Origin of the sequence: Clostridium sp. YIM B02500 (genome assembly GCF_022324665.1) — a bacterium.
Lineage (GTDB): Bacteria > Bacillota > Clostridia > Clostridiales > Clostridiaceae > Clostridium > Clostridium beijerinckii.
On the sequence record NZ_JAKGTE010000026.1, the window covers coordinates 1 to 22542 of the forward strand.

The 22542-nt window shown below is 30.1% G+C and carries 21 protein-coding genes; 10 read left to right on the forward strand and 11 right to left on the reverse strand.

Annotated features, from left to right (window positions below; translation table 11 throughout):
* Positions 1-170: 170 nt before the first annotated feature.
* Both L1S46_RS18675 and L1S46_RS18680 read right to left on the reverse strand, forming a co-directional pair.
* Entirely contained in the window at positions 171-635 is a 465-nt protein-coding gene (locus tag L1S46_RS18675) for a CBS domain-containing protein (RefSeq protein ID WP_238900697.1), read from the reverse strand.
* A gap of 160 nt (positions 636-795) precedes the next feature.
* A complete protein-coding gene (locus L1S46_RS18680; RefSeq protein WP_238900698.1) occupies positions 796-2319 on the reverse strand; it encodes a DHA2 family efflux MFS transporter permease subunit in 1524 nt (507 codons plus the stop codon).
* Between the two features lie 286 nt (positions 2320-2605).
* Between L1S46_RS18680 and L1S46_RS18685 the strand changes: the two genes are divergently transcribed.
* Entirely contained in the window at positions 2606-3256 is a 651-nt protein-coding gene (locus L1S46_RS18685) for a TetR/AcrR family transcriptional regulator (protein ID WP_017208818.1), read from the forward strand.
* 175 nt (positions 3257-3431) lie between these two features.
* Here L1S46_RS18685 and thiH read toward each other — a convergent pair whose 3' ends face one another.
* The 6 genes from thiH to L1S46_RS18715 all read right to left on the reverse strand — a co-directional run bounded on the left by thiH (position 3432) and on the right by L1S46_RS18715 (position 10632).
* A complete protein-coding gene (gene thiH, locus L1S46_RS18690) occupies positions 3432-4592 on the reverse strand; it encodes a 2-iminoacetate synthase ThiH (RefSeq protein WP_077828792.1) in 1161 nt (386 codons plus the stop codon).
* 10 nt (positions 4593-4602) lie between these two features.
* Complete coding sequence (locus L1S46_RS18695; RefSeq protein ID WP_011968847.1) at positions 4603-5373, reverse strand: thiazole synthase; 771 nt, start codon at positions 5371-5373, stop codon at positions 4603-4605.
* A 205-nt stretch (positions 5374-5578) separates the two neighbouring features.
* Entirely contained in the window at positions 5579-5776 is a 198-nt protein-coding gene (gene thiS, locus L1S46_RS18700) for a sulfur carrier protein ThiS (RefSeq protein ID WP_065416310.1), read from the reverse strand.
* 202 nt (positions 5777-5978) lie between these two features.
* Positions 5979-7616 carry a hypothetical protein gene (locus L1S46_RS18705; protein WP_238900699.1) on the reverse strand — a complete coding sequence of 546 codons (1638 nt, stop codon included), beginning with the start codon at positions 7614-7616 and terminating at the stop codon, positions 5979-5981.
* Positions 7609-8334: an ABC transporter ATP-binding protein gene (locus tag L1S46_RS18710; protein ID WP_011968844.1), complete on the reverse strand. Its 726-nt coding sequence runs from the start codon at positions 8332-8334 to the stop codon at positions 7609-7611. The genes L1S46_RS18705 and L1S46_RS18710 overlap by 8 nt, the downstream gene beginning before the upstream one ends.
* 255 nt (positions 8335-8589) lie before the next feature.
* Positions 8590-10632 (reverse strand): thioredoxin domain-containing protein, encoded by a 2043-nt coding sequence (locus L1S46_RS18715; protein ID WP_238900700.1) that lies wholly within the window; start codon positions 10630-10632, stop codon positions 8590-8592.
* 160 nt (positions 10633-10792) lie between these two features.
* On the opposite strand from L1S46_RS18715, the gene L1S46_RS18720 reads away from it, so the two are divergent.
* The 9 genes from L1S46_RS18720 to L1S46_RS18760 all read left to right on the forward strand — a co-directional run bounded on the left by L1S46_RS18720 (position 10793) and on the right by L1S46_RS18760 (position 19081).
* Complete coding sequence (locus L1S46_RS18720) at positions 10793-10945, forward strand: hypothetical protein (protein ID WP_238900701.1); 153 nt, start codon at positions 10793-10795, stop codon at positions 10943-10945.
* 147 nt (positions 10946-11092) lie between these two features.
* Positions 11093-11278: an asparagine synthase gene (locus L1S46_RS18725; protein WP_041895663.1), complete on the forward strand. Its 186-nt coding sequence runs from the start codon at positions 11093-11095 to the stop codon at positions 11276-11278.
* A gap of 205 nt (positions 11279-11483) precedes the next feature.
* On the forward strand, positions 11484-12164 hold the full coding sequence (locus L1S46_RS18730; RefSeq protein WP_077869686.1) for a GntR family transcriptional regulator: 681 nt from the start codon (positions 11484-11486) through the stop codon (positions 12162-12164).
* 64 nt (positions 12165-12228) lie between these two features.
* Positions 12229-13167 (forward strand): AEC family transporter, encoded by a 939-nt coding sequence (locus tag L1S46_RS18735; protein ID WP_238900702.1) that lies wholly within the window; start codon positions 12229-12231, stop codon positions 13165-13167.
* Positions 13168-13656: 489 nt separating this feature from the next.
* A complete protein-coding gene (locus tag L1S46_RS18740) occupies positions 13657-13833 on the forward strand; it encodes a DUF1540 domain-containing protein (protein WP_017208809.1) in 177 nt (58 codons plus the stop codon).
* 146 nt (positions 13834-13979) lie between these two features.
* Positions 13980-14666: a FadR/GntR family transcriptional regulator gene (locus L1S46_RS18745; protein ID WP_011968839.1), complete on the forward strand. Its 687-nt coding sequence runs from the start codon at positions 13980-13982 to the stop codon at positions 14664-14666.
* Between the two features lie 141 nt (positions 14667-14807).
* Positions 14808-16478, forward strand: a complete 1671-nt coding sequence (ilvD, locus tag L1S46_RS18750; RefSeq protein ID WP_077869684.1) for a dihydroxy-acid dehydratase — start codon at positions 14808-14810, stop codon at positions 16476-16478.
* Between the two features lie 656 nt (positions 16479-17134).
* On the forward strand, positions 17135-17851 hold the full coding sequence (locus tag L1S46_RS18755; RefSeq protein WP_171780311.1) for a DUF434 domain-containing protein: 717 nt from the start codon (positions 17135-17137) through the stop codon (positions 17849-17851).
* 129 nt (positions 17852-17980) lie between these two features.
* Positions 17981-19081, forward strand: coding sequence for a hypothetical protein (locus L1S46_RS18760; protein ID WP_011968836.1), 1101 nt, complete (start codon positions 17981-17983; stop codon positions 19079-19081).
* A gap of 92 nt (positions 19082-19173) precedes the next feature.
* Here L1S46_RS18760 and L1S46_RS18765 read toward each other — a convergent pair whose 3' ends face one another.
* The 3 genes from L1S46_RS18765 to L1S46_RS18775 all read right to left on the reverse strand — a co-directional run bounded on the left by L1S46_RS18765 (position 19174) and on the right by L1S46_RS18775 (position 22463).
* Positions 19174-19788 (reverse strand): superoxide dismutase, encoded by a 615-nt coding sequence (locus tag L1S46_RS18765; protein WP_011968835.1) that lies wholly within the window; start codon positions 19786-19788, stop codon positions 19174-19176.
* A 92-nt stretch (positions 19789-19880) separates the two neighbouring features.
* Positions 19881-20864 carry a D-isomer specific 2-hydroxyacid dehydrogenase family protein gene (locus L1S46_RS18770; protein ID WP_087701477.1) on the reverse strand — a complete coding sequence of 328 codons (984 nt, stop codon included), beginning with the start codon at positions 20862-20864 and terminating at the stop codon, positions 19881-19883.
* Between the two features lie 354 nt (positions 20865-21218).
* Positions 21219-22463, reverse strand: a complete 1245-nt coding sequence (locus L1S46_RS18775; RefSeq protein ID WP_023976367.1) for an Nramp family divalent metal transporter — start codon at positions 22461-22463, stop codon at positions 21219-21221.
* Between the last annotated feature and the right edge of the window lie 79 nt (positions 22464-22542).

Consider the following 22542-nt stretch of genomic DNA (forward strand, 5'->3'; position numbering starts at 1 on the left):
AGCCTGTGCTCCCTTCATTTTATAATTTATTATATCATCCTAATGAAGTTTACACAGACTATTTTACACTCTCACTTTTTATTTTTATATTCTATTATTCTAGATTAATTGCTACCTTTATTTTTACTTATCTTAACATATAATTATTTAGATAAGTTTTTTACTATTATCTACAACTTATCTATAATCTTTTTCTGTATATATCTAATTACATCTCCTCTACTAATAACTCCAACTACTCTTCTGTCTTTATCTATAACCGGTATCTTTTTAAGGTTATGTTTTGAGAAAATAGACAAAACCTTTTCCATAGTATCTTCTGGAAAAACACAGCAAATATCTTTACATTTTGCAATAGTCATGATATTAGTATCCTTTATCAATCCAATTTCTTCTTCTAATTCTTCCTTTTTAAGATAAAATACATATGAAATCAAATCATACATTTTTCCTTCTTTAGGATTTATACTTCTTATTATATCGCCATCACTTACAATACCCGAAAGTATTCCCTTGTTATCTACTATTGGTACTCCGCCTATTTTATTGGTGACTAATACCCTCATGACATCTTTAATAGTATTTTCTTTACTTACGGAAATTACATCAGTAATCATAAAATCCTTTACTTTCATTATTCTATCCCCTTTAATCAATTTACTTTATAAGTATTTTCTTATTTGTCTATCAAATTCATTAGTAAAATTTTATATTATTTTTATATTAATATCTTTTTAATTTATATATATCTATTATTAAATAACACATTCCTCTATTATAGTTTAATTTTTTATATCATCTTCTAGTTCTCATAAATAATGTTAAAAATATAGCAATAACGGCTATAGCTCCAGTTACAGAAATAGAATATGCCATAGCATCTACAGATGCTTGTCCTTGAATAATTTTTGCCAATTGAGATAGTGCCATAACTTTAGAAGTTTCTTGTGAAAAACCTTCATACATATATGATTTTGTTAGTGAATTTATAGTTCCTACTGCTGTTTTATTGTAGATATTTATTTGCTCTGCAAGTTTTGAATAATTATAACTTGTTTTCGATTGTATTATTACTGTCATTATGGTTACAGCAAGAGAACTTGCCACCTGTCTTATAGTGCTATTCAATGCTGATGCTCTTGGAATCATTTCGCCTTTTACTACATTCATACCAGCAGTGCTAATAGGCATCATAGCTATTCCTAATCCAATAGATCTTATACAGTTAATAAATATTATTGATTCCTTGCTAGAATTCATGCTTATAGCTGTTGACAACTTAAATGTAGCTAGTGCTAATATAATAAGACCTGGTATAACTACAGGTTTAGCTCCGAATTTATCATAAAGCGTTCCGCTTAATGGCATCAAAGCCCCCATAACTAGTGCTGATGGAAACATGATAAGTCCCGCCTGCATCGCAGTATATCCCCTTACATTCTGCAGAAATAAAGGCAATACATATGACCCTCCCATTAATCCTATAGTTAACACAGTTATTATAACTAAGCTCATACTAAAATCAAATAGTTTGAGAACTCTCAGATCTAATAGTGGGTCTGGATGTGTAAGTTCATTAACCACAAATAATATGAGGCTTAAACTCCCCAACGCTACTAACATTGGATTTATCATATCACCCCAATCAATTGAGGATCCTTTTCCAAGTACATATAACAAACTTACCAAACCTACTGTAGATGATAAAAATCCTACTATATCAAATGCCTTAAATGGTTTCATAGGTTGGCCTTTTAAAATAATCATCCCCAACAATACTCCTATTATTCCTATTGGGATATTTACTGTAAAGATTAGCCTCCAATCCATTTTTTCTATAATCAGTCCACCAAGAGTTGGTCCTATAGCAGGTGCGGCCATAGCTGCTATTCCATAAACTCCAAGTGCAAGTCCTATCTTTTTTCTTGGAAATACAGAATATATTATACTCATGCCAACAGGCTGCATCATCCCTCCTCCAATAGCTTGAAATACACGAAACGCTATCATACTAGAATTGCTCCATGCGAATCCGCATAGCGCGGACCCTATTGTAAATATCGCCAATGCAACTATATATACTTTTTTAGCACCAAAAATATCTTGAAGATATCCTGTTAAAGGAATAATTGCTCCAAGTGCTAATGTATAAGCTGTCATTACCCACTTCACATCATCCAATCCTACGCCAAATACAGACATCATTTTAGTTAATGCAACATTAATTATACTACTGCTTAGTACTGACATAAATGTACCAACTATGATAACTATCATTGCTAACCATGGATTTGCCTGCTCATTACCATTATCCTTCATTCTTTATTCACCCCATTATTTAACATATTACTAGGCATTAAATAAGCTAAAACATTTACATGCTCCTGCTTCTAAGTTACTTAAGCTTCCTTATACGTCTCTTCTCATTAATTTATAACTTTTTATCATATCTGCGATTTTCAAAATATAAGTTACACTATGAAACTTATTTAAGTATAAGTTACACCGCGTAACTTGTCAATGAATTTTGAGTAACATTTAGTAACTTGTAAGTTTATGATTCATTTGCTATGATGTAATTGTCAATTAGTGAGGAGGTAAAGAAATGGAATTTCAACGCGCTCGAAACGAAGAACAAAAAAGCATTAGGCGTGAACAAATCATAGAGGCTACATTAAAGCTATATGAAAGAGAGCCCTTAGAAAAAATCACACTTGCTTCAATTGCTAATGAGTTAAATTTTTCAAGAGCAAATTTATATAAATACGTTTCCACTAAGGAAGAGATTTTCCTATGGATATTAAGTTCAGATTTAGAAAAATGGGTAAAAAAGACATATGATAAACTTAGAGATTATGATCAATTAGAACTTAAAACTTTTTGTCTGTTATGGTCAGAACAAATGTATGAAAATCAGCGTTTTTTAAAGCTGTTCTCAATTTTAGTTTCAGTATTAAGAAGTAATGTGACAACAAAATCACTGGAGATATTGAAGCAAGATCTTGCTAATAGCTTTGGTAAATTAAATTTGATTACTAAAAAATTTATTCCTAACCTGACAGACGATGAGCTTAAACTTTTTAATGAATATCAGATTTATTATGCCGCTAGTTTATATTCTCCAGCAGTATCCTCTAAAAACCAACGTCAAGAATTTCAAACTGTTTCACTACTAGAAGCCCCACCTGATTTTGTTTCGCGTTTTGCAGGATATCTTGAAGTAATTATATTGGGTCTTCAAGCGAAAAATAAATAATATTTATTTTATAATTCTTATATATAAGTCAAACTATAATTAGTATAATAATTTATCTAAAAAAAAGTAGGAATCAATTAGAGATTCCTACTAAATTATTTCAGTATTAAGATATATTTAGATTACAACTTATCTATCTTTGCCTATGTTTAAAGATATAAACATCTTATTAATCTTATAAATATACATAATCATTCATTACAGGCTGTAAGCCTTTAGACTTAATTGCTTCATACACTTCATCTACTGATCTGTTATCTGCAATTTCAAATTGATTATCTCCCCTGTCTTCTGCATCTTCCGCATGGCTTCCTATTCCTGTACTTACACCTGCTGAAATCTTAGTAGCTGCTAAGCCAATTATATTATTACGAAATCTTTCGCATTCTCTTGTAGAAATCGTAATATTAGCAAAAGGCATAAAAAGACGGTACGCTGTAATGACTTGCAAGAGTTGTTTCTCATGCACATCCTTTGGATTAATTTTATCATTATTAATAATTGGTCTTAACCTTGGACATGAAAATGCTATCTCTGCATGCGGATACTTTCTTTGAAGAAGGTATGCATGTACCCCTGTCGCAAAAGCATCTTTTCTAAAGTCATCTAGGCCAAGTAATGCTGCAAATCCAACACCACGCATCCCACCTTTTAGAGCTCTTTCCTGCGCATTAAGTCTATATGGAAATATGCGCTTATGCCCTTCAAGATGAAGTGTTTCATATTTATCTGAATTATAAGTTTCCTGGAATACAGTTACAAAATCTGCACCGCATTCTTGAAGATATTCATATTCATCAGAGTTCATAGGATATACTTCTAATCCTACCATCTTAAAATACTTGCGTGCTATCTTACAAGCCTCTCCAATATATTTTACATCTGACATTTTTCTGCTTTCACCAGTAAGCAGAAGCACTTCCTCCAAACCTGTTTTAGCTATTGCTTGCATTTCTTTCTCTATTTCATCGAAATTTAACTTCGCTCTGCGTATTTTATTATGACAGTTAAATCCACAATAAATACAATAGTTCTCACAATAATTTGCTAGATATAGTGGTGTGAACATGTAAACTGAGTTACCAAAATGCTTTCTTGTTTCCTCTTTAGCTAATTGAGCCATCTCCTCTAAAAACGGCATAGCTGCTGGTGATAATAATGCTGCAAAATCTTCTATCGTACGATAATCATTGTCCAAAGCTACTCTAACATCTGTTTCTGTATACTTATTATAATCATAAGCTTCCATATGATTAATTACTTTATCCATTACATCGGATTCTAATACTTCCATCCCAGCCATATATTCCATGTGATTTATACGTTCTTCGCTCATAGTCTGCCTCCTAATCTTCTAAAAACCCAGTTAATGGTGATGACGCAGAAGCACCTTTATCTAGAACTCTACCTAGTCCTGAAAGATATGCTGCACGTCCTGCTTCAATTGCTTGTTTAAATGCTCCTGCCATAGCTGGAATATCACCAGCTGTCGCAATTGCAGTATTAGCCATAACAGCTGCCACTCCCATTTCCATAGCTTCACAAGCTTGAGATGGTCTTCCAATCCCTGCATCCACAATAATTGGAAGATCTATTTCATCTACTAATATTTTTATAAATTCTTTTGTGGCTAAACCTTTATTAGATCCAATCGGTGATGCAAGAGGCATAATACACGCTGCTCCAGCATTAACTAAATCACGAGCCACATTTAAATCTGCATGCATATATGGCATTACTATAAAGCCTTCTTTAGCAAGAATTTCAGTTGCTTTAATAGTCTCATAATTATCTGGAAGCAAATATTTTGAGTCATGAATTATTTCAACTTTTACAAAGTCACCACAATTCATTGCTCTTGCAAGTCTTGCAATTCTAACTGCTTCTTCCGCATTTCTTGCCCCAGATGTATTTGGAAGCAATGTAACACCTTCTGGAATAAAATCCAAAATATTTTCACCTCCGCTTGTATTAGCGCGCCTTAATGCCAAAGTAATCATCTGTGCGCCTGCATTCTCAACTGCAGCCTTAATTAAATTCAAATTATATTTTCCAGAACCTAGTATGAATCTTGATGAGAATTCATGTCCTCCAAGTGTTAATACATCTTTTTTCATTCCAATACTCTCCTTTAGCATTTTTCAGCAAGAACTAGCAGTATATAAAATTCGATTATTAAAATAAATTAATATGTATAACCAAATTATTAAATAAATAACTTAATTTAAAAGCTTGTCCTTTTCTAATCTAGATCTTGCAGTAAAATTATTATTTTTATTGTTGATAATATACATTAGTGATATTTCTGAATTTATTAATGCATCAGCCGCCTCCAACAAAGCTAATTACTTCTAAAGAATCACCATCTTTAATATTTGTCTGCTTATATTGGGGTTTTGGCATTATTTCACCATTTAGCTCAACTACAATCTTATCTATTAAATATCCTTCACTGATAAGAAAGTCCTCTAACGATAATCCAGTTGCATTATCTACCTCTTTTCCATTCACTTTTACCATTTAATCACCTCTTAAATATTTAATATAACTAAAAAAGGCCACACGAAAAAATACACCCAAGGTGGTGTACCCCTTCGTGTGACCTTCACACTCTGTAAATAATTATATCATTACAGTAATTTAGTGTCAAATTAACTTTAATTGAAAATGCATTACAAAATCAAAAAACAAATTTTTGTAATGCATTTTTATCTTATTCTAACTATTTTTCATTATATATTTTATAAGCATTCTTTAATAAGCCTTTATATAAAAGACTACTTCCAACAAGTGAAGTAATAATGCAAATTCCAAATATAATTACATAATTCCTCAAGATTATGGCAACTACTACTAAACCAGCTCCTAATATAAATATAATAAGCATAATTAATAGAGGTATATAATTATTTTTAAACATAGCTTTTTCATTTTCCCATTCCAATTTTGGTGATTTAAAATCTATATATAATCCCAATAAAGTTACCATAAGTATTGATCCAAATGAAGATATTGTTCCGAGCAATATTATGATAGGACTTACGTTTACTAATAAGAGTCCTAAGACAACTATAACCATCCCAAATTCATTTATAAATAATGATGAAAGAATCTTAGAGTATAGCTGAGTTTTATATTCCACAGGAATATACTTCGATACAATAAAATCTTTCCCCTCTCTTGAAAGTGCACTTGCACCTGCTCCACCTGACATTATACATACCGTTCCACCTACAAATGCAATTGCTATGGTAATCGCATTCCATTTGGGACTACTATTTAATAAATACCTATACTCTGATAGTTTACCACCGGAAAAAAATGCAACACCCATTACTGCCGGCATGTAAAACATCATCGCTATGCAATTAATAAAGAATTGAGGAGTTCTGAATAAGATTTTAATATCTTTTATAATTAATGCTTTTAACTTTGAATTTTCTTTTATTATTTTATCTGCCTTACCGTTTTCTAAAATATTTTCCCTCTTGCTATAAGTTTCAGAAATACCTATTACTCCCTTTAAATATAACTTTCCTCCTATATAATAATATATTATGAAAATAATTAAACTTAGGCATAAAGACATAAGTATATTAAGTAAGCCTCTAATGTCATTATTATATAATAGCCCATTTGAAGAAAATCTACTTGTTATGAAAATATCATTTAGTGTACTCATCGCGCTGTTATTTCCATCTGAAAATCTTTGAATCATTTGCTGTGAATTTGTACTTCTTCCAGAACTTGATGTAAAAAAATTGAATCCTACTATCAATATTAGTGATGCACACCCTGTAAATACTCTAAATGCATCTTTATGCTTAGATAAGCTAGTGAACCTCATAAGAATCATGCATATTAACGATGCCAATACCATCGGTATAATAGGAGTTATTAATAACACTATAATTCCATATAAATAATACAAGAAGCTTGCCTTTGACACAAATCCATAGACTATAAGTGGCAAAATTAACATTGATGTATACACATACATATTAATTAACACTGCCATAAACTTTCCAAATACTATTTCACTACTTTTAAAAGGAAGTGGTAATATAACTTCAATATCATTTGAAAAGTATAAGATATTTATTATTGTATACATTCCAAAGATGAAAGAAACACTCTCCCCAATTGACAATATTATTGATAATAATATTCCTTCCTGTCTCATAGCATGAAGCGGTCCGTAGCCTTCACTTATTATTACAGTAAAAGGCATAGATAACATTACTACAATAAATATCATTAGCATCACTGCGAATACAGGTTTCATTTTCTTACTACTAGCAAACATTTCCTCAAATGCATTTCTTATAAAATATTTTGTTATTATCTTAAGCCTATTCATCTTGAATCATCTCCAAAAACATCTCTTCTAAGGATTCATTCTCTTTAAACTCTTTTCTCATATTGCTTAGTGTTCCATTAAATATTAATTGCCCTTTATTAATAATCGCGACTTTATCACAGACTTTCTCTGCAACTTCCAACACATGTGTAGAAAAAATCACGGTATTTCCTTCATCAGCATGTTCTCTCATCATTTCTTTTAATGTAAATGCTGATTTTGGATCTAAACCTGTCATTGGTTCATCTAAAATCCAAACTTTTGGCTTATGAATCAAAACTCCCATAAGAACCACCTTTTGTCTCATACCATGAGAATATGAATGTATCTTATCTCCTAATGCCAACTCCATTTCAAACCTTTTTGATATTTCTTTTATCCTTAACAATCTTTCTTCCTTTGAAACCCCATAAACATCAGCCATGAAATTTAAATATTCCATTCCACTTAATCTTAAAAACATATCCGGGCTATCTGGAACATAACCAAATTGCTCTTTTGCTCTAACTGGCTCTTTACTAATATCAATTCCGTTAATTTCAATTTTTCCCGATGTAGGCGATATTATTCCAGTTATCATTTTAATAGTTGTTGTTTTTCCAGCCCCATTAGGCCCTAATAATCCATATATTTCTCCATCCCTGATTTCCAAATTTAAATTGCTTACTGCATTATAATTTCCATTATAACTTTTTGTTATATTGCTTATATTTATCATAAATTTATCCTCTCCTTGGAATTATTATACTAAAACTCGGTCTTATAACAACTTAAATAAATCTTAATTTTAGATTAATTATTCATCTCCTTTTAATATGCATCCATAATCCTACAATTAATAAAGCTATTATTGAGAATTTAATAAGGAGTATATAACTTCTAAAATTATTATATACATCCTTAAAAAATGTATTTAAATAAATTTAATCCTACAGAAAAACTCTTTTTAATATTTACTAAATACTACGCTGCCTTATAATTTTGATAACATTTTTCTCAATTCATCAATATCATTTACTGGAGCCATACATGATTTTCCTTTACACAAATAATATGTAGATTTTTCATTTATAAGATCATATTCCTTAAGAAATGGTGCTAAATCTTCTATTTTATTTCTATTTTCATCATTCTTAATTATTGTTGTTAAATTAAAAATAGACCTTTCACTTAATAAATCTTTGATTTTTTCTTCTTCACCTTTATCATTAGTAACGCATACTAATTCTTCTGATTCATTTAAAGCAAATGATGCAGCCATTAAAAAGAATGAATGATTTATCTCTTCATTAAATACTGAGCCACAAATAAAATTAAATTGTTTCTCTGCCATTTCTTCAAGAGTTAAATCTCCAGTAAGTCTTGCAAGCTTTATTAAATTGTAAGCTGCAACAGAATTTCCTGAAGGCATAGCACCATCAAAAAGTTCCTTAGGTCTAGCAATTAATTTTTCACTATCCTCACCATAAAGGAAGAATCCATCTTTTTCATTATCCCAAAATAAGTTAATCATATCCTTATTTATTTCAATCGCCTTATTTAAAAACTCAATATCATAGCTACTTTCATAAAGCTCTATAAGTCCAAAACAAAGAAAAGCATAGTCATCTAAATAAGCTTTATGACGCGAATCCTTATCTCTATACCTTGCAAGAAGCCTTTTATTTTCGTCCATCAAGTTATTGAAAATAAACTCTACTGCTTTCTTAGCATATTCAAAGTATCTTTCATCCTCAATAACTTTATAGGCTTTTCCAAGTGCAGCTATCATAAGTCCATTCCATGAAGTTAAGATTTTATCATCTTTATGTAATTCCGTTCTGTCACTTCTATATTGAAGTATTTGTTCACTAAGTAACTTTATCCTATCATCTGGCTTATGAAAGTTTTTATTTTTTATTAAATTTGGAATGCTCTTGCCCTCAAAGTTCCCATCAGAAGTTATATCAAAATAATCATTAAAATACGTACCATCTTCTTCTCCTAAAACACTTAAAATTTCTAAAGGTTCAAAAACATAATATTTTCCCTCTTCACCTTCGCTATCTGCATCTTCAGCACAGTAAAATCCACCCTCTTTACTAGTAAGCTCTCTAAATACATATTCTAGCACTTTTGTTGCAACCTCTTTGTAAATCTCATTTTTTGTGACCTCATATCCCTCTAAATATGCAATGACAAGCAAAGCATTATCATAAAGCATCTTTTCAAAATGTGGTACCAGCCACTTACTATCCGTAGAATATCTTGAAAAACCAAAACCTATATGATCAAATATTCCACCTCTATACATAGAAATCAAGGTTTTTTCAGCCATTTCTAAAGCTTTAATTTCTTTATGAGATTTATAATATCTAAGCAAAAACATTGTTATATGAGGCGTCGGAAATTTAGGTGCATCACCAAAGCCTCCATACTTTTCCTCAAAAGCGTGTAAAATTTGATTATACCCATTTTTTAATGTCTTAGATGTCAACTTCAATTTGCTTGTTTCACCATCAAAATAGCCACCAAGTTCTGATAAAATACTATTACCAGATGATATAAGCCTATCCTTATTATCCTTCCATTGCTTATTTATTGAATTTAAAATATCCATAAGTCCTGGCATATTATATTTAGCCTTTTTAGAAAAATAAGTACCTGCAAAAAATGGTTTTTGATCTGGAGTCATTATCACTGTAAGCGGCCAGCCTCCATGGCCGGTTAAGGCTTGGCAAACTGTCATATATACACTATCAATATCTGGTCTTTCCTCTCTGTCCACTTTAATTGCAATAAAACTATCATTCATAATTTCTGCAATTTCCTCATCTTCAAATGATTCATGGGCCATTACATGACACCAGTGACAAGTTGAATACCCAATCGATAAAAAAATAGGCTTATCTTCCTCTTTAGCTTTTGCAAATGCTTCATCCCCCCATGAATACCAATTTATTGGATTATTAGCATGTTGCAATAAATAAGGAGATTTTTCATTTATTAAATTGTTGACTTTCATTGTAGATAACATATAAACAACACTCCTTTTATACTTTATTAAAATTATCTTTGCCACGCTTAAAAAATATATACACTTATATAATACATACAATAAAAAGCTTATTACTTTATTATTTTCAGATTAAAATCTTTCTACCTATCCATACTATACTTATGAAAGGAGTGATGATATGAGTAATGATAGTAATAAATTTGATAATCAGTTCAGTGATTTATCTACAGAAGATATATATTTCATAAGACAAATGGAAAACAGAATAAATGAACACCATAATCCTCCAGTATGCCTTATAGCATATGATAAGCAAACCGAAGATAAGTAAAATTTATAAAGCAGATAATTTAATATTTTTTATAAATTATTACTTAGCATAAAAATTATTTTAAGTGGAAAGTTACTAATGCAAATAATAAATTTTAGATAAAAACATACTATTATTAAACTCTATTAGTTTAAAGGAGGAATAAATATGAGAATTCGAGAAGGAGCAATACCAACTGCATTAGGTACAGTTGTAACAGGTGTAGGTGCAGCTATGGTGGCAGTAGAAATGACACCAGTTATCGCTGCTGGAGTTGTTGGGTTCGGTGCAGCTCACATGGTTCTTGGCGCTATCGACCTAGTTGAACATAAGAAACATCATAGAAGAAGATAAATAAAATAGACTAATATAATTATCTGGCCTGGTAGATTATAAATTTAATTCACCAGGTTTTTTATTTATTTGTACAATTTGATTTCAATTATATTGATTATTTGGTATTTGTAGATTATACTAAAATTAATTTGTCGACAGTATACATTGTATAAATATTGAAATTAATTAATCGTTTTAACACAATCTATAGGAGGATAAAGTAATGGAAAAATATAAAATTGAAAAAGCGCCTTCTTACTATGATCAAGCTTACAATTCTATAAAAGCTATGATATTTAACGGTATTTTAAAACCCGGAGATAGGATTTATGAATCCAAACTTGCCAGCGAATTTCAAATAAGCAGAAGTCCAGTAAGAGAAGCCATACGTTCTTTAGAAAAAGATGGACTACTTGTTATTGGAGATAAATCAAAAATTACAATTTATAAGCCAACTAAAGAAGACATAGAAAATATTTATGAATGTCGCCAAGCTTTAGAATCTCAGGCTGCAAAATTAACTACTCTTAAAGCATCTGATAAAGAATTAGATGAAATTGAAAAGGTATTAGTAAAAATTCAAAAAAACATAGAAAGATTTGATGATACACTTACTAAAAGTATTATTGAACTAAATACTAAATTTCATGATTTAATCTTAGATTTCAGCCAAAATAATCATCTAAAAAAGTTGAGTAAAGATTTGAGTTCTCTCACTTATTTTTATAGATCTATAGATGTTTATGAACCTGAGCGTAATATGGATATTTTCAATCATCATCTTGAGATATTTCATTATATTAAAAAGAGAGATGAAGAAAAAGCATATAAAGCAATGTACAACCACATAGACAATGATTTAAAACATTTGAAAAACATTTTATCAAAGGATTGCATTATATAAGTCAAAGTGTAATCCATTATTCTTTAATTCAATTAGTTAAAAATATATTAAAGGAGAATTTATAATGATTATTTTTAATGCATTAGGAAGTGTATTTAGTATAGTTCTCATGATTTCTACTGGATTCTTTTTATCTCATAAAGGCTGGTTTGATGAAAAAACTTCAAAGCTTTTTTCAAGATTAGTGTGCAATCTTGCTATCCCCTGCCTCATGATTTCACAATTTACAGAAAGCTTTGATAAAGAGAAACTATTGAGTCTTAGTGATGGATTATTCGCTCCATTTACATCCATGGCTATTGGTTATATAATTGCCGTAATTGTTTCTAAAGCTATTAAAGTGGACAAGAAACGAATTGGTACCTTTAGATCAATGTTTTTTGTATCAAATTCTATATTTATTGGTCTTCCAGTGAATATGGCTTTATTTGGTGAAAAAAGCATCCCGAATGTTTTATTATACTACATAGCAAATACTACATTTTTCTGGACACTTGGTGTATATGAAATTAGTCGTGATGGCGACTCTACCAATGCCAATATCTTTTCCTTTGATACAATAAAACGTATCATGTCACCTCCTTTATTAAGCTTTACTTTTGCTGTTTTACTTATATTACTAGATATTCATCTTCCAAAGTTTGTTCTAGATACTTGCAAATATTTCGGTAATTTAACAACACCATTAGCTATGTTGTTTATAGGGATAACAATTCACTCTGTTAATTTCAAAGAATTTAGATTTAGCTGGGACATGCTAGCAATACTTTTAGGAAGGTTTGTCATTTCTCCTATATTAATTTTGTTATTGTGTAATTTTGCAAATACCCCTTTACTTATGAAAGAAGTATTTGTTATTCAAGCAGCAATGCCAGTCATGACTAATACAGCAATAGTATCTAAACGTTATAATGCAGATTACGAATATGCTACGATAAATACAATCATAACAACTATTTTTAGCTTAATTGTCATTCCAATTTATATGTTATTACTAGCTTGAACTCATAAGCATCTGTTAAGCCATTATATGAGTTTAATATATAACTCCTGCATTTCAAAAATTGCTAATGCTAAACTTTATTCCTTAACACTAAAAAAAGAGCAGCGTTTAAGCTACTCTTTCTAATATAAATTATATATTTATTTTTTATTAAACTTTACAATTTTGATTGTATAAAAATCTATTTCTCTTTATTGGATGCGGTACTTGGTTTACGCACCATCGAATAAATCACAAATACTGTTATTATTACAAATGTCATTTGTACCCCCCCTAATCTATTTGTTAATTATATATTACTATAATCATGTAATCGTATCAATGGACAATTAGTGGCACGAAAAGATAAAAAATACATTTTTAAAGTAATAAACAAAATATCTTTAGTCATTTTTTGAAAAATATAACTTACATTTTTTCGTATAAAAAAATTCCATTAACTAATAATATTATTGTTAATTAAAATAATATTATTAGGAGGTAACAACTATGAAACCAGAAAAAATGAGTTCACCAAACCAAGGAATCAAATGCGTTGTTAATACATGTCAATATTATATGTCAGGTGATCACTGTTGTGCACAACAAATAGAAGTACAACCTAAAAATGCTAGCGATACTCAAGAAACAGACTGTGCTACATTTATCCCTGAAAACCAAATCTAATTTTATGTATGTGCTCGTTGGATTCACTTCAACGAGCTTTATTTTGTATTTATAGGAATCTTTAATCATAAGACATCAGACATCACTATTGAAAGCTAGACTCTTTTATTATATTATATAAACATAACCTAAAAGGAGGTTTGTTTATGCCACGAAAAGGAAAAAGCTTATCGGAAAGTGTTGCTGATGATATACTAGCGATGATTACTATAGATAAAAAATTTAATATTGGTGATAAACTACCAAATGAAAATGAGCTTTCTACTGAATTAAAAGTAAGCAGAACTACTCTAAGAGAAGCCATTCGTATTTTAGTTGCTCACAATATTTTAGAAATTAGGCGAGGCAAAGGCACATTTGTATCAGAAATAAAAAACATTACTGAAAGCATGGGGTTAGAAAATCTTTCTACTCAAAAATTAGATGTTAAAGATTTATATGAGATGAGATTAATTTTCGAACCAGAGACTGCTTACTATGCTGCTAAACGCGCCACTGATAAGGAATTAGAAAGAATATTGTACTACGGAAGACTTGAAGAAGAAATGATCTTAAATAATGAAGATCGAACCGAGGTAGAGAGATCCTTCCATAAATCTATCGCAAAAGCTACTCATAATGAATTTATGAACAAGCTGATGCCTATATTATACAAAGCAATTGATAATGGTGTTATTTTATCCGATGAAAATAAATCAATTCTTCAAAATACTTTAAATGATCATCGCATGATAATGGAGTTTCTGGAGGCTAGAGATGCTGAAGGTGCAAAAACTGCCATGAAAATTCATATTATTAGAGCAATGAAAGATTTAGGTATACCAAATGAATAAGATAAAGTGCTAATTCTTTATATTTATAGAAATAGCACTTTTTTATTTTAATCTTATGTTACAATTGACAACAGACATCATACAACTTATAATTAAAACATACAACGCGATAATTATAAATATATGTAAGGAGAATATACTATGAGAAGTGATGTAATAACAAAAGGATCTAAAAGTGCACCTCAACGTTCATTGCTTAGTGCCTTAGGTTTAACAAAAGAAGAAATGGAAAGGCCTCTTGTAGGTATCGTGAGCTCACAAAATGATATCGTTCCTGGTCATATGAATTTAGACAAAATAGTTGAAGCTGTAAAAATGGGAGTTTCAATGGCTGGAGGTACTCCAATTGTCTTTCCTGCAATTGCTGTTTGTGACGGTATTGCTATGGGACATGAAGGAATGAAATATTCATTAGTTACAAGAGATTTAATTGCAGATTCTACTGAAGCTATGGCAATGGCTCATGCCTTTGATGCATTAGTAATGGTTCCTAATTGTGATAAAAATGTTCCTGGCCTTCTAATGGCTGCAGCAAGAGTTAATATTCCTACAATTTTTGTAAGTGGCGGACCAATGCTTGCTGGAAAAGTTGACGGATGTAAGACAAGCTTATCAAGTATGTTTGAAGCTGTTGGCGCTTACAATGCTGGAAAAATTACAGCTGAAAAATTAGATGAATATGAAAACAACGTATGCCCTACTTGTGGTTCTTGTTCAGGAATGTATACTGCAAATAGTATGAACTGTTTAACTGAAGTACTTGGTATGGGCCTTCAAGGGAATGGCACAATCCCTGCAGTTTATTCGGAAAGAATAAAACTTGCAAAGCATGCTGGCATGAAAATCATGGAATTACTTGAAAAGAACATAAGACCACGAGATATTATGACGGAAGATGCATTTATGAATGCTATGACTATGGACATGGCTCTTGGCTGTAGTACCAATAGTATGTTACATTTACCTGCAATTGCACACGAAGTTGGCTTTGATTTAAATGTTGATATAGCTAATGAAATTAGTTCAAAAACACCTAATCTTTGTCATCTTGCTCCTGCAGGACACACTTATATTGAAGATCTAAATGATGCTGGTGGAATTTACGCTGTTATGAATGAAATAAGTAAGCTTGGTTTATTAAAAACTAACCTTATAACATGTACAGGAAAAACTGTTGGTGAAAACATTGAAGGATGTGCAAATAAAAATCCTGAAGTTATTAGACCAGTCGAAAATCCATATAGTCAAACTGGTGGGATTGCAGTTCTTAAAGGAAATCTAGCACCTGATTCATGTGTCGTTAAGCGTTCAGCCGTTGTACCAGAAATGTTAAAGCATGAAGGTCCAGCTAAAGTGTTTGATTGCGAAGAAGATGCCCTTGAAGCCATAAATACAGGAAAAATTGTTGCTGGAGATGTTGTTGTTATCAGATATGAAGGACCTAAAGGAGGCCCTGGCATGAGAGAAATGCTTAATCCAACTTCTGCAATTGCAGGAAGAGGTCTTGGAAGTTCCGTTGCTCTTATAACAGATGGACGTTTTAGTGGCGCTAGCAGAGGTGCTTCAATCGGTCACGTTTCTCCAGAGGCGGCAGTAGGTGGTAACATAGCATTAGTTGAGGATGGAGATATGATCCAAATTGATATTAACGCTAACACTATTAACTTCTTAGTTAGCGATGAAGAATTAGCAAGAAGAAAAGCAAATTGGAAACCAAGAAAACCAAAAATAACTACAGGTTATCTAGCAAGATACGCTGCTCTTGTTACGTCAGGAAATAGAGGTGCTATCTTAGACATTCCTAAATTTTAATTAAACTAATTGTTAATTATATACTTATAGATAACCCAACTAAAACCTGAACTTATGAATATAACTCGCCGAAATGAATAACATACTTTTGTTCCAGTTTCTAGTTGGGATATATTTCATAGTATAAATCTAAAACTAAATTTATGTGGTAACTTACCGAAATCATAAATATTTTGTTCCGAAAATCTATGAAAATATATTTATGATTTCTAGTGAAGATATGAACTTAAAGTTTTAGCAAATTTGTAAATACATTCATCTAATAAGTTAAATTCTTAAATTGGATATCTATAAACAAAATAGTGATATTAATCCACTTTATTTAACTATAATATAGCTACAGATTTCTGATCTAGGAGTGATTCCTATCAACAAAATTTCCGTAGCTATATTTTTTATTCTCAATGAATTTATTTTATTCCTATCACATAAATACAATGTTACATTGTTATAATTTCCTGCCTTTACCTAATATAATAATTCCTATAATTTTTTAATTGCTTCTCTACTATACTCTCCATAAAAGTAATTATTTCATTATATCACATATGATTTATTTGTATTATTTTTACATAAGTATGTTATAATTCAAGGTATATTTATGGAGATATTAATAATTATATAGATATAGATGCTACTTTAGGAGGTATATTTATATGACACAAATAGTTAAAAGAGGCTTTGTTCCATCTGACGAAATTGAATTTAATGAAGAAAACCTAACATTATTAAAAAAAGCTCAAAAGGATATCTATTACTTAATAAATCAAGGTTATAGTATAGATAAAAGTGTTGAATTTGTAGGAAATCATTTTTTATTTTCTGCTAGGCAAAGATTAGCATTAAAAAGAAGCACATCTTCTTATAAAGATATTATTAGCAGGCAGAAACGTAAAATATTAGATACATACGAAAATAGCACACTACATATTGATGGTCTTAATATAATCATTACTCTTGAAGTAGCTTTGTCTAACTCAACACTAATTAAATGTATGGACGGAACTCTCCGAGATTTGGCTGGACTTCGTGGAACATATAAGTTAATTGATAAAACAGATACAGCAATAGACTTGATTGGTAAAAGATTGGATAAAATGAAGATACGTAAGGCTATCTTTTATCTTGACTCTCCTGTTTCTAACACAGGAAGATTAAAATCAAGGCTATTAGAACTTCTATATAAATACAACTTCGATATAGAAGTTATTCTTATTCCAAATGCAGATGTTATTCTAAATAAATTGGATCATGTTGTAACTAGCGATGGGATAATTCTTAACACATGTGAAAGTTGGATAAACTTAGCATATGAAATTGTTGAAGCAGAATTACCTAGTACGTCCTATATTGATTTTGAAATTAGATTCTAGTATATTTAAGAATACAACCAATTTATGTAAGAATATAAAAGTTCAAGAATTATATTAACGTAAATTATAACAATCTGAAACTCTGATGAATATATTATTTATAACTAATTTCTGAGGAGTAAAATATAAATGTTAATTGATAATGAGTTCATTAGTGACGATACTATGAACTTCGAAGACTTTAATAGCTTTGAATTTTCACCAATTTTAGATGAATCTGCTGATAAAAAACGTGCACCTTTTACACCAAATAGTGGAGGTTTTCCGCCTCCAGGAAACTATCCTCCTAACTTTAATTTTAATCCTCCTAATTTTGATTATGATAATTCTCCAAATTTTAATTACCCTGGCGGTGGTGTATTCAATCCTCCTGGAGCACCTAAATCTCCACCACCTAATTATGTCCCAAAAAAAAATGATTCTGGAGTTCAAAAAGTCGGAGTTAGCGGTGGTGTAAATGCTAAAGCTGTTAGTTCTAACTCTATAAGATTTTGTCTTTATAAATACACATATATTTGGGAAGAGAATGGAAATAACTATTGGACTTTCTTATTAAGTGTTAACAGACGTACAGTATCTGGTTTTAGATGGTTCCGTAGAAATTGGGTCTATTTCGGATTAGATTTAAGAAGAATAGATTCTTTCATATGCTATAGATCTGATTCTGAATCAGAAGAAAAATGCAATGATTGCATAGATTTAAACAGAAGTGATAAATCATTATTACTAAATAATCAAAAGGAATATTCATTAAATGGAAGTAAGGATGTCTATACTAAAACTCTGGCTTCAATAGATATACCTGATATCAAAGAAGATGTTATGACTAAGACAATAGGTTATTTGGATGATAACGAAATTACTAGCGAAATGCCTTGCGTAAAAGCCAGAAATATTTGTTATAGAATTAACTTAGAAGTAACTTATCCAAGTAATTATGATATAAACTTAAAAAGAAATATAAATAAGTTAGTGGAAGAAGCAAGTAATGATGCTTATGAAATTATATCTTTAAACAGAAACGGTGAAAGCAGTTTTGAACCGCTTGAAACTTTCAATTTATCTGCTAAGTCGATTCCTGATGCTTTTAAAGCTTTCTCTGATTCCTTTAGCAGTAAGCTTAACCTTTTAAACTCCACTATAAACCTTGAAGACATTACTTATTGTATAAGGCATGAAAAGATTTATAACAACTGGAAACCTTATTTTTATAATGATTCATTGTATTAGGTAACAAATAAATTTTATCCATTTCTTACAAATATAACAAGGCTAGAGAAACACATCAACTCTCTAGTCTTATTTTTTATCGTTAAAAGTATTTAAATTGTATAATTTAAATATAGACCTTCTACTTTTTCCCAATCTATTAAGTTCCATATGTTTTTTACATAATCTGCTCTTAGATTTTTATACTTTAAATAATAAGCATGTTCCCACACATCTATGGTCAAAATTGGAACAACCCCATTCATAGCAGGTGAATTTTGATTTAGTGTATTTCTCACTGATAATTTTCCGTCTTTATCTTTAACCAAAAAACCATAACCCGATCCAAATTGACCTATAGCTGCATTACTTACTTCGGTCTTTAGAGTATCTAAATCACCAAATGTATTATGTATCTCATCTAATAATTTTCCTTCTGGAGCTTTCTTGGGAGTTGGCGAAAGAAGTGCAAAATACAAATTATGATTTGATACACCTCCACCTTGATCTATTACTCCTTGCCTAATTTCTTCTGGCAACTCATTCACATTTGCTAACAATTGATCTAAAGATTTACCTTCTGTATACTGCTCATAGCCTTTTATAAGCGAATTTAAATTATCTACATATTTTTGAAGATGCTTACTATAATGTGTTTCAACTGTTTCTGCATCTATATATGGTTCTAATGCATCAAATGCATATGGTAATTGGATTTTATCAAACATATTTCATCTCTCCTTAGTATTTTATTAATCTGAAATATTAATAGTTTTAGCAAGAAAGAGTGATTTATGTATTGTAACTTATATTTATAATATTATATATCTATCTCCCATGGGTTTTCCTTATTTTCTGAGAATAATATGCAGCTTTTTATTGAATTTTCAATCATATCACTTACCGCTTGATCTGTATAAAAAGCTGCATGAGGTGTTATTATTACATTAGGAAAAGACTTTAGAATAGCTAAATTTCTATTTTTTAAAGTCTCTCCCTTTAGATCACTATAATAAATATTAGATTCCTGTTCAATAACATCTAAAGCAGCTCCTCCTATCTTTTTACTTTCAATTCCATGTATTAAATCATTTGTATTAATTAATGATCCACGGGCAGTATTAATAATAAAGACTCCATCTTTCATTAATTTAATGGCTTTCTTATTAATTATATGATAATTATCATCTGTAGCCGGCATATGCAATGTTATAATATCACTATATTTAAATAAATTTTCCAAATCTACATACTTAGCATTTGATTTCACTTCATCATTTTCATATATATCATGTGCTAATATCTTACAACCAAAACCACTTAAATGCTTGATAACGGTCCTCCCTATTTTCCCTGTCCCTACAACACCTATAGTCAAGTTAGGTAATTCCTTACCTTGAATACCCCTTAAAGAAAAGTCTTGCACATTGCTTCTTTCCATTATAAGTTTGACTTTTCTAACTGCCATTAATATTAACATTATAGTATAATCAGCTACGCTATTTGGTGAATATGTCACATTCCCTACACGAACCCCAAGTTCCTTAGCCTTTTTCAAATCTATATGATCATATCCAATAGTCCTTGTTGATATAAATTTGACACCTAACTCATGAAATTTTCCAACTAATTCTGAGTTTATATTTGTTGTAATTATACTGATACAATCAAAACCTTTTGCAAGAGGTGCTGTTTCTAAACTTGGTTCCTCATTACATAAAACAACTTCAACATTATACTTTTTACTAAATTCTTCGAAATACTGTGTTTCATCACGCCTATGACTATATGCTAAAATTCTCATTTAATATCAGTTCCTTTCAGAAATTATTATTTCTACAATATTTATTTAATTCTAATTTTACCATACTTTTTAACTTATTTTCCAAATTATTCATTAATTAATCATTCCTCTAATAAAGCAAGTTAAATATAAACTTCCTAATAAAAGCAGATTCCCTATTCTGCTTCATAGTAACATTTTTATATTTCTTGTAAACTCCTAATATAAATTACGGCGATTGTGGTTGTGCTTAGCACTCTTTTCATATATGTAGACTTTTTACGCATCTACTTTTTGAACTCATGTAAGAAAAATATAGCACGCCAAAAAAGGAGCTCAACTGCTCCTCTTATAATTATGAATTATTATATTGTTTTAAAACGAACTTACTAATAGCATAATATTTAAAATAGTAACTATTCCTGCAATACTCCATAAAACAATCTTTTCTAATGTAGTATTTTTATATTTTCCCATTACTTTCTTTGATGATGTTAAATATATTTGCGTGAAAATTGTTATTGGTAATTGTATACTTAATAGCATTTGGGAATAAAGTAATCCCTCAAATGGATTGCTAATAAAAAATATAATAACTAAGGCAACCAGTGTAGTTATTAATACTCCAATCTTACTGCTTTTACTGTTTATATCATATTCTTCTCCAAATAAACCAGCGAATATTGATCCTCCAGCCATACCAGCTGTAACTGATGATGCTAATCCAGCAAAAAGCAATGCTATAGCAAATATTATCGAAGCTGAATTTCCAAGCAATGGTTTTAACATTGTTTGAGCTTGTTCAAGTTCGGTAACCTGAACATTATTATTATAAAATGTTATTGCTACTAAAATCATAGCACTATTTATTATAAATCCAATTATCATTGATAACATTGTATCCATAAATTCATACTTTAACTGTCTCTCTAATATGGACTTATCTTTTAAATTCCATTTTCTACTCTGGATTACTTCTGAATGTAAAAATAAATTGTGTGGCATAACTACAGCCCCCAATACACTCATTATTATTGGTAGGGAATTTACTGGAATGCTAGGTACAACTGCACTACGTATTGCTTCTCCCCAATTTATATTCACTAAGAAAGTTTCAAATATAAATGATATTCCTATAATTGATACAAATCCAATTATTACTTTTTCTATTTTCTTGTATGAATTGGAAAATAGCATAAATATAATTACTACAGCAGAAATTAATGCACCTAATTTTAATGGAATATTAAATAACATGTCCAAAGCTATTGCAGCTCCTAATACTTCTGCCATAGCAGTACTCACTGCTGCTAACATTGCTGTTATTGTAATTACTCGTCCTAAAAATTTATTTATATGTTTATTAATTGCTTCCGAAATACATAATCCTGTTACTATTCCTAAGTGAGCAGCATTATGTTGTAATATTATAAGCATTATTGTTGATAGAGTAACAATCCAAAGCAACTTATATCCATAATTAGATCCAGCTGCAATGTTTGATACCCAATTTCCTGGATCTATAAAACCTACTGTAACTAAAATTCCTGGTCCAATATATTTTAATAGATCTTTTCCGATTAATTTATTTTTAGTTAAATCTTTATTTTTCTCATTCATATATAGATCCACTCCTTTCTTCTACTTATTATATGATAATGATTATCAACTGTAAAGTGCCTTTTATTTTCTTTATTAT

Excerpts from the sequence above, each read along its gene's own strand:
- L1S46_RS18675 (WP_238900697.1), bottom strand. The coding sequence starts at position 635 with ATGAAAGTAAAGGATTTTATGATTACTGATGTAATTTCCGTAAGTAAA.
- L1S46_RS18680 (WP_238900698.1), bottom strand. The coding sequence starts at position 2,319 with ATGAAGGATAATGGTAATGAGCAGGCAAATCCATGGTTAGCAATGATA.
- L1S46_RS18685 (WP_017208818.1), top strand. The coding sequence starts at position 2,606 with ATGGAATTTCAACGCGCTCGAAACGAAGAACAAAAAAGCATTAGGCGT.
- thiH (WP_077828792.1), bottom strand. The coding sequence starts at position 4,592 with ATGAGCGAAGAACGTATAAATCACATGGAATATATGGCTGGGATGGAA.
- L1S46_RS18695 (WP_011968847.1), bottom strand. The coding sequence starts at position 5,373 with ATGAAAAAAGATGTATTAACACTTGGAGGACATGAATTCTCATCAAGA.
- thiS (WP_065416310.1), bottom strand. The coding sequence starts at position 5,776 with ATGGTAAAAGTGAATGGAAAAGAGGTAGATAATGCAACTGGATTATCG.
- L1S46_RS18705 (WP_238900699.1), bottom strand. The coding sequence starts at position 7,616 with ATGAATAGGCTTAAGATAATAACAAAATATTTTATAAGAAATGCATTT.
- L1S46_RS18710 (WP_011968844.1), bottom strand. The coding sequence starts at position 8,334 with ATGATAAATATAAGCAATATAACAAAAAGTTATAATGGAAATTATAAT.
- L1S46_RS18715 (WP_238900700.1), bottom strand. The coding sequence starts at position 10,632 with ATGTTATCTACAATGAAAGTCAACAATTTAATAAATGAAAAATCTCCT.
- L1S46_RS18720 (WP_238900701.1), top strand. The coding sequence starts at position 10,793 with ATGAGTAATGATAGTAATAAATTTGATAATCAGTTCAGTGATTTATCT.
- L1S46_RS18725 (WP_041895663.1), top strand. The coding sequence starts at position 11,093 with ATGAGAATTCGAGAAGGAGCAATACCAACTGCATTAGGTACAGTTGTA.
- L1S46_RS18730 (WP_077869686.1), top strand. The coding sequence starts at position 11,484 with ATGGAAAAATATAAAATTGAAAAAGCGCCTTCTTACTATGATCAAGCT.
- L1S46_RS18735 (WP_238900702.1), top strand. The coding sequence starts at position 12,229 with ATGATTATTTTTAATGCATTAGGAAGTGTATTTAGTATAGTTCTCATG.
- L1S46_RS18740 (WP_017208809.1), top strand. The coding sequence starts at position 13,657 with ATGAAACCAGAAAAAATGAGTTCACCAAACCAAGGAATCAAATGCGTT.
- L1S46_RS18745 (WP_011968839.1), top strand. The coding sequence starts at position 13,980 with ATGCCACGAAAAGGAAAAAGCTTATCGGAAAGTGTTGCTGATGATATA.
- ilvD (WP_077869684.1), top strand. The coding sequence starts at position 14,808 with ATGAGAAGTGATGTAATAACAAAAGGATCTAAAAGTGCACCTCAACGT.
- L1S46_RS18755 (WP_171780311.1), top strand. The coding sequence starts at position 17,135 with ATGACACAAATAGTTAAAAGAGGCTTTGTTCCATCTGACGAAATTGAA.
- L1S46_RS18760 (WP_011968836.1), top strand. The coding sequence starts at position 17,981 with ATGTTAATTGATAATGAGTTCATTAGTGACGATACTATGAACTTCGAA.
- L1S46_RS18765 (WP_011968835.1), bottom strand. The coding sequence starts at position 19,788 with ATGTTTGATAAAATCCAATTACCATATGCATTTGATGCATTAGAACCA.
- L1S46_RS18770 (WP_087701477.1), bottom strand. The coding sequence starts at position 20,864 with ATGAGAATTTTAGCATATAGTCATAGGCGTGATGAAACACAGTATTTC.
- L1S46_RS18775 (WP_023976367.1), bottom strand. The coding sequence starts at position 22,463 with ATGAATGAGAAAAATAAAGATTTAACTAAAAATAAATTAATCGGAAAA.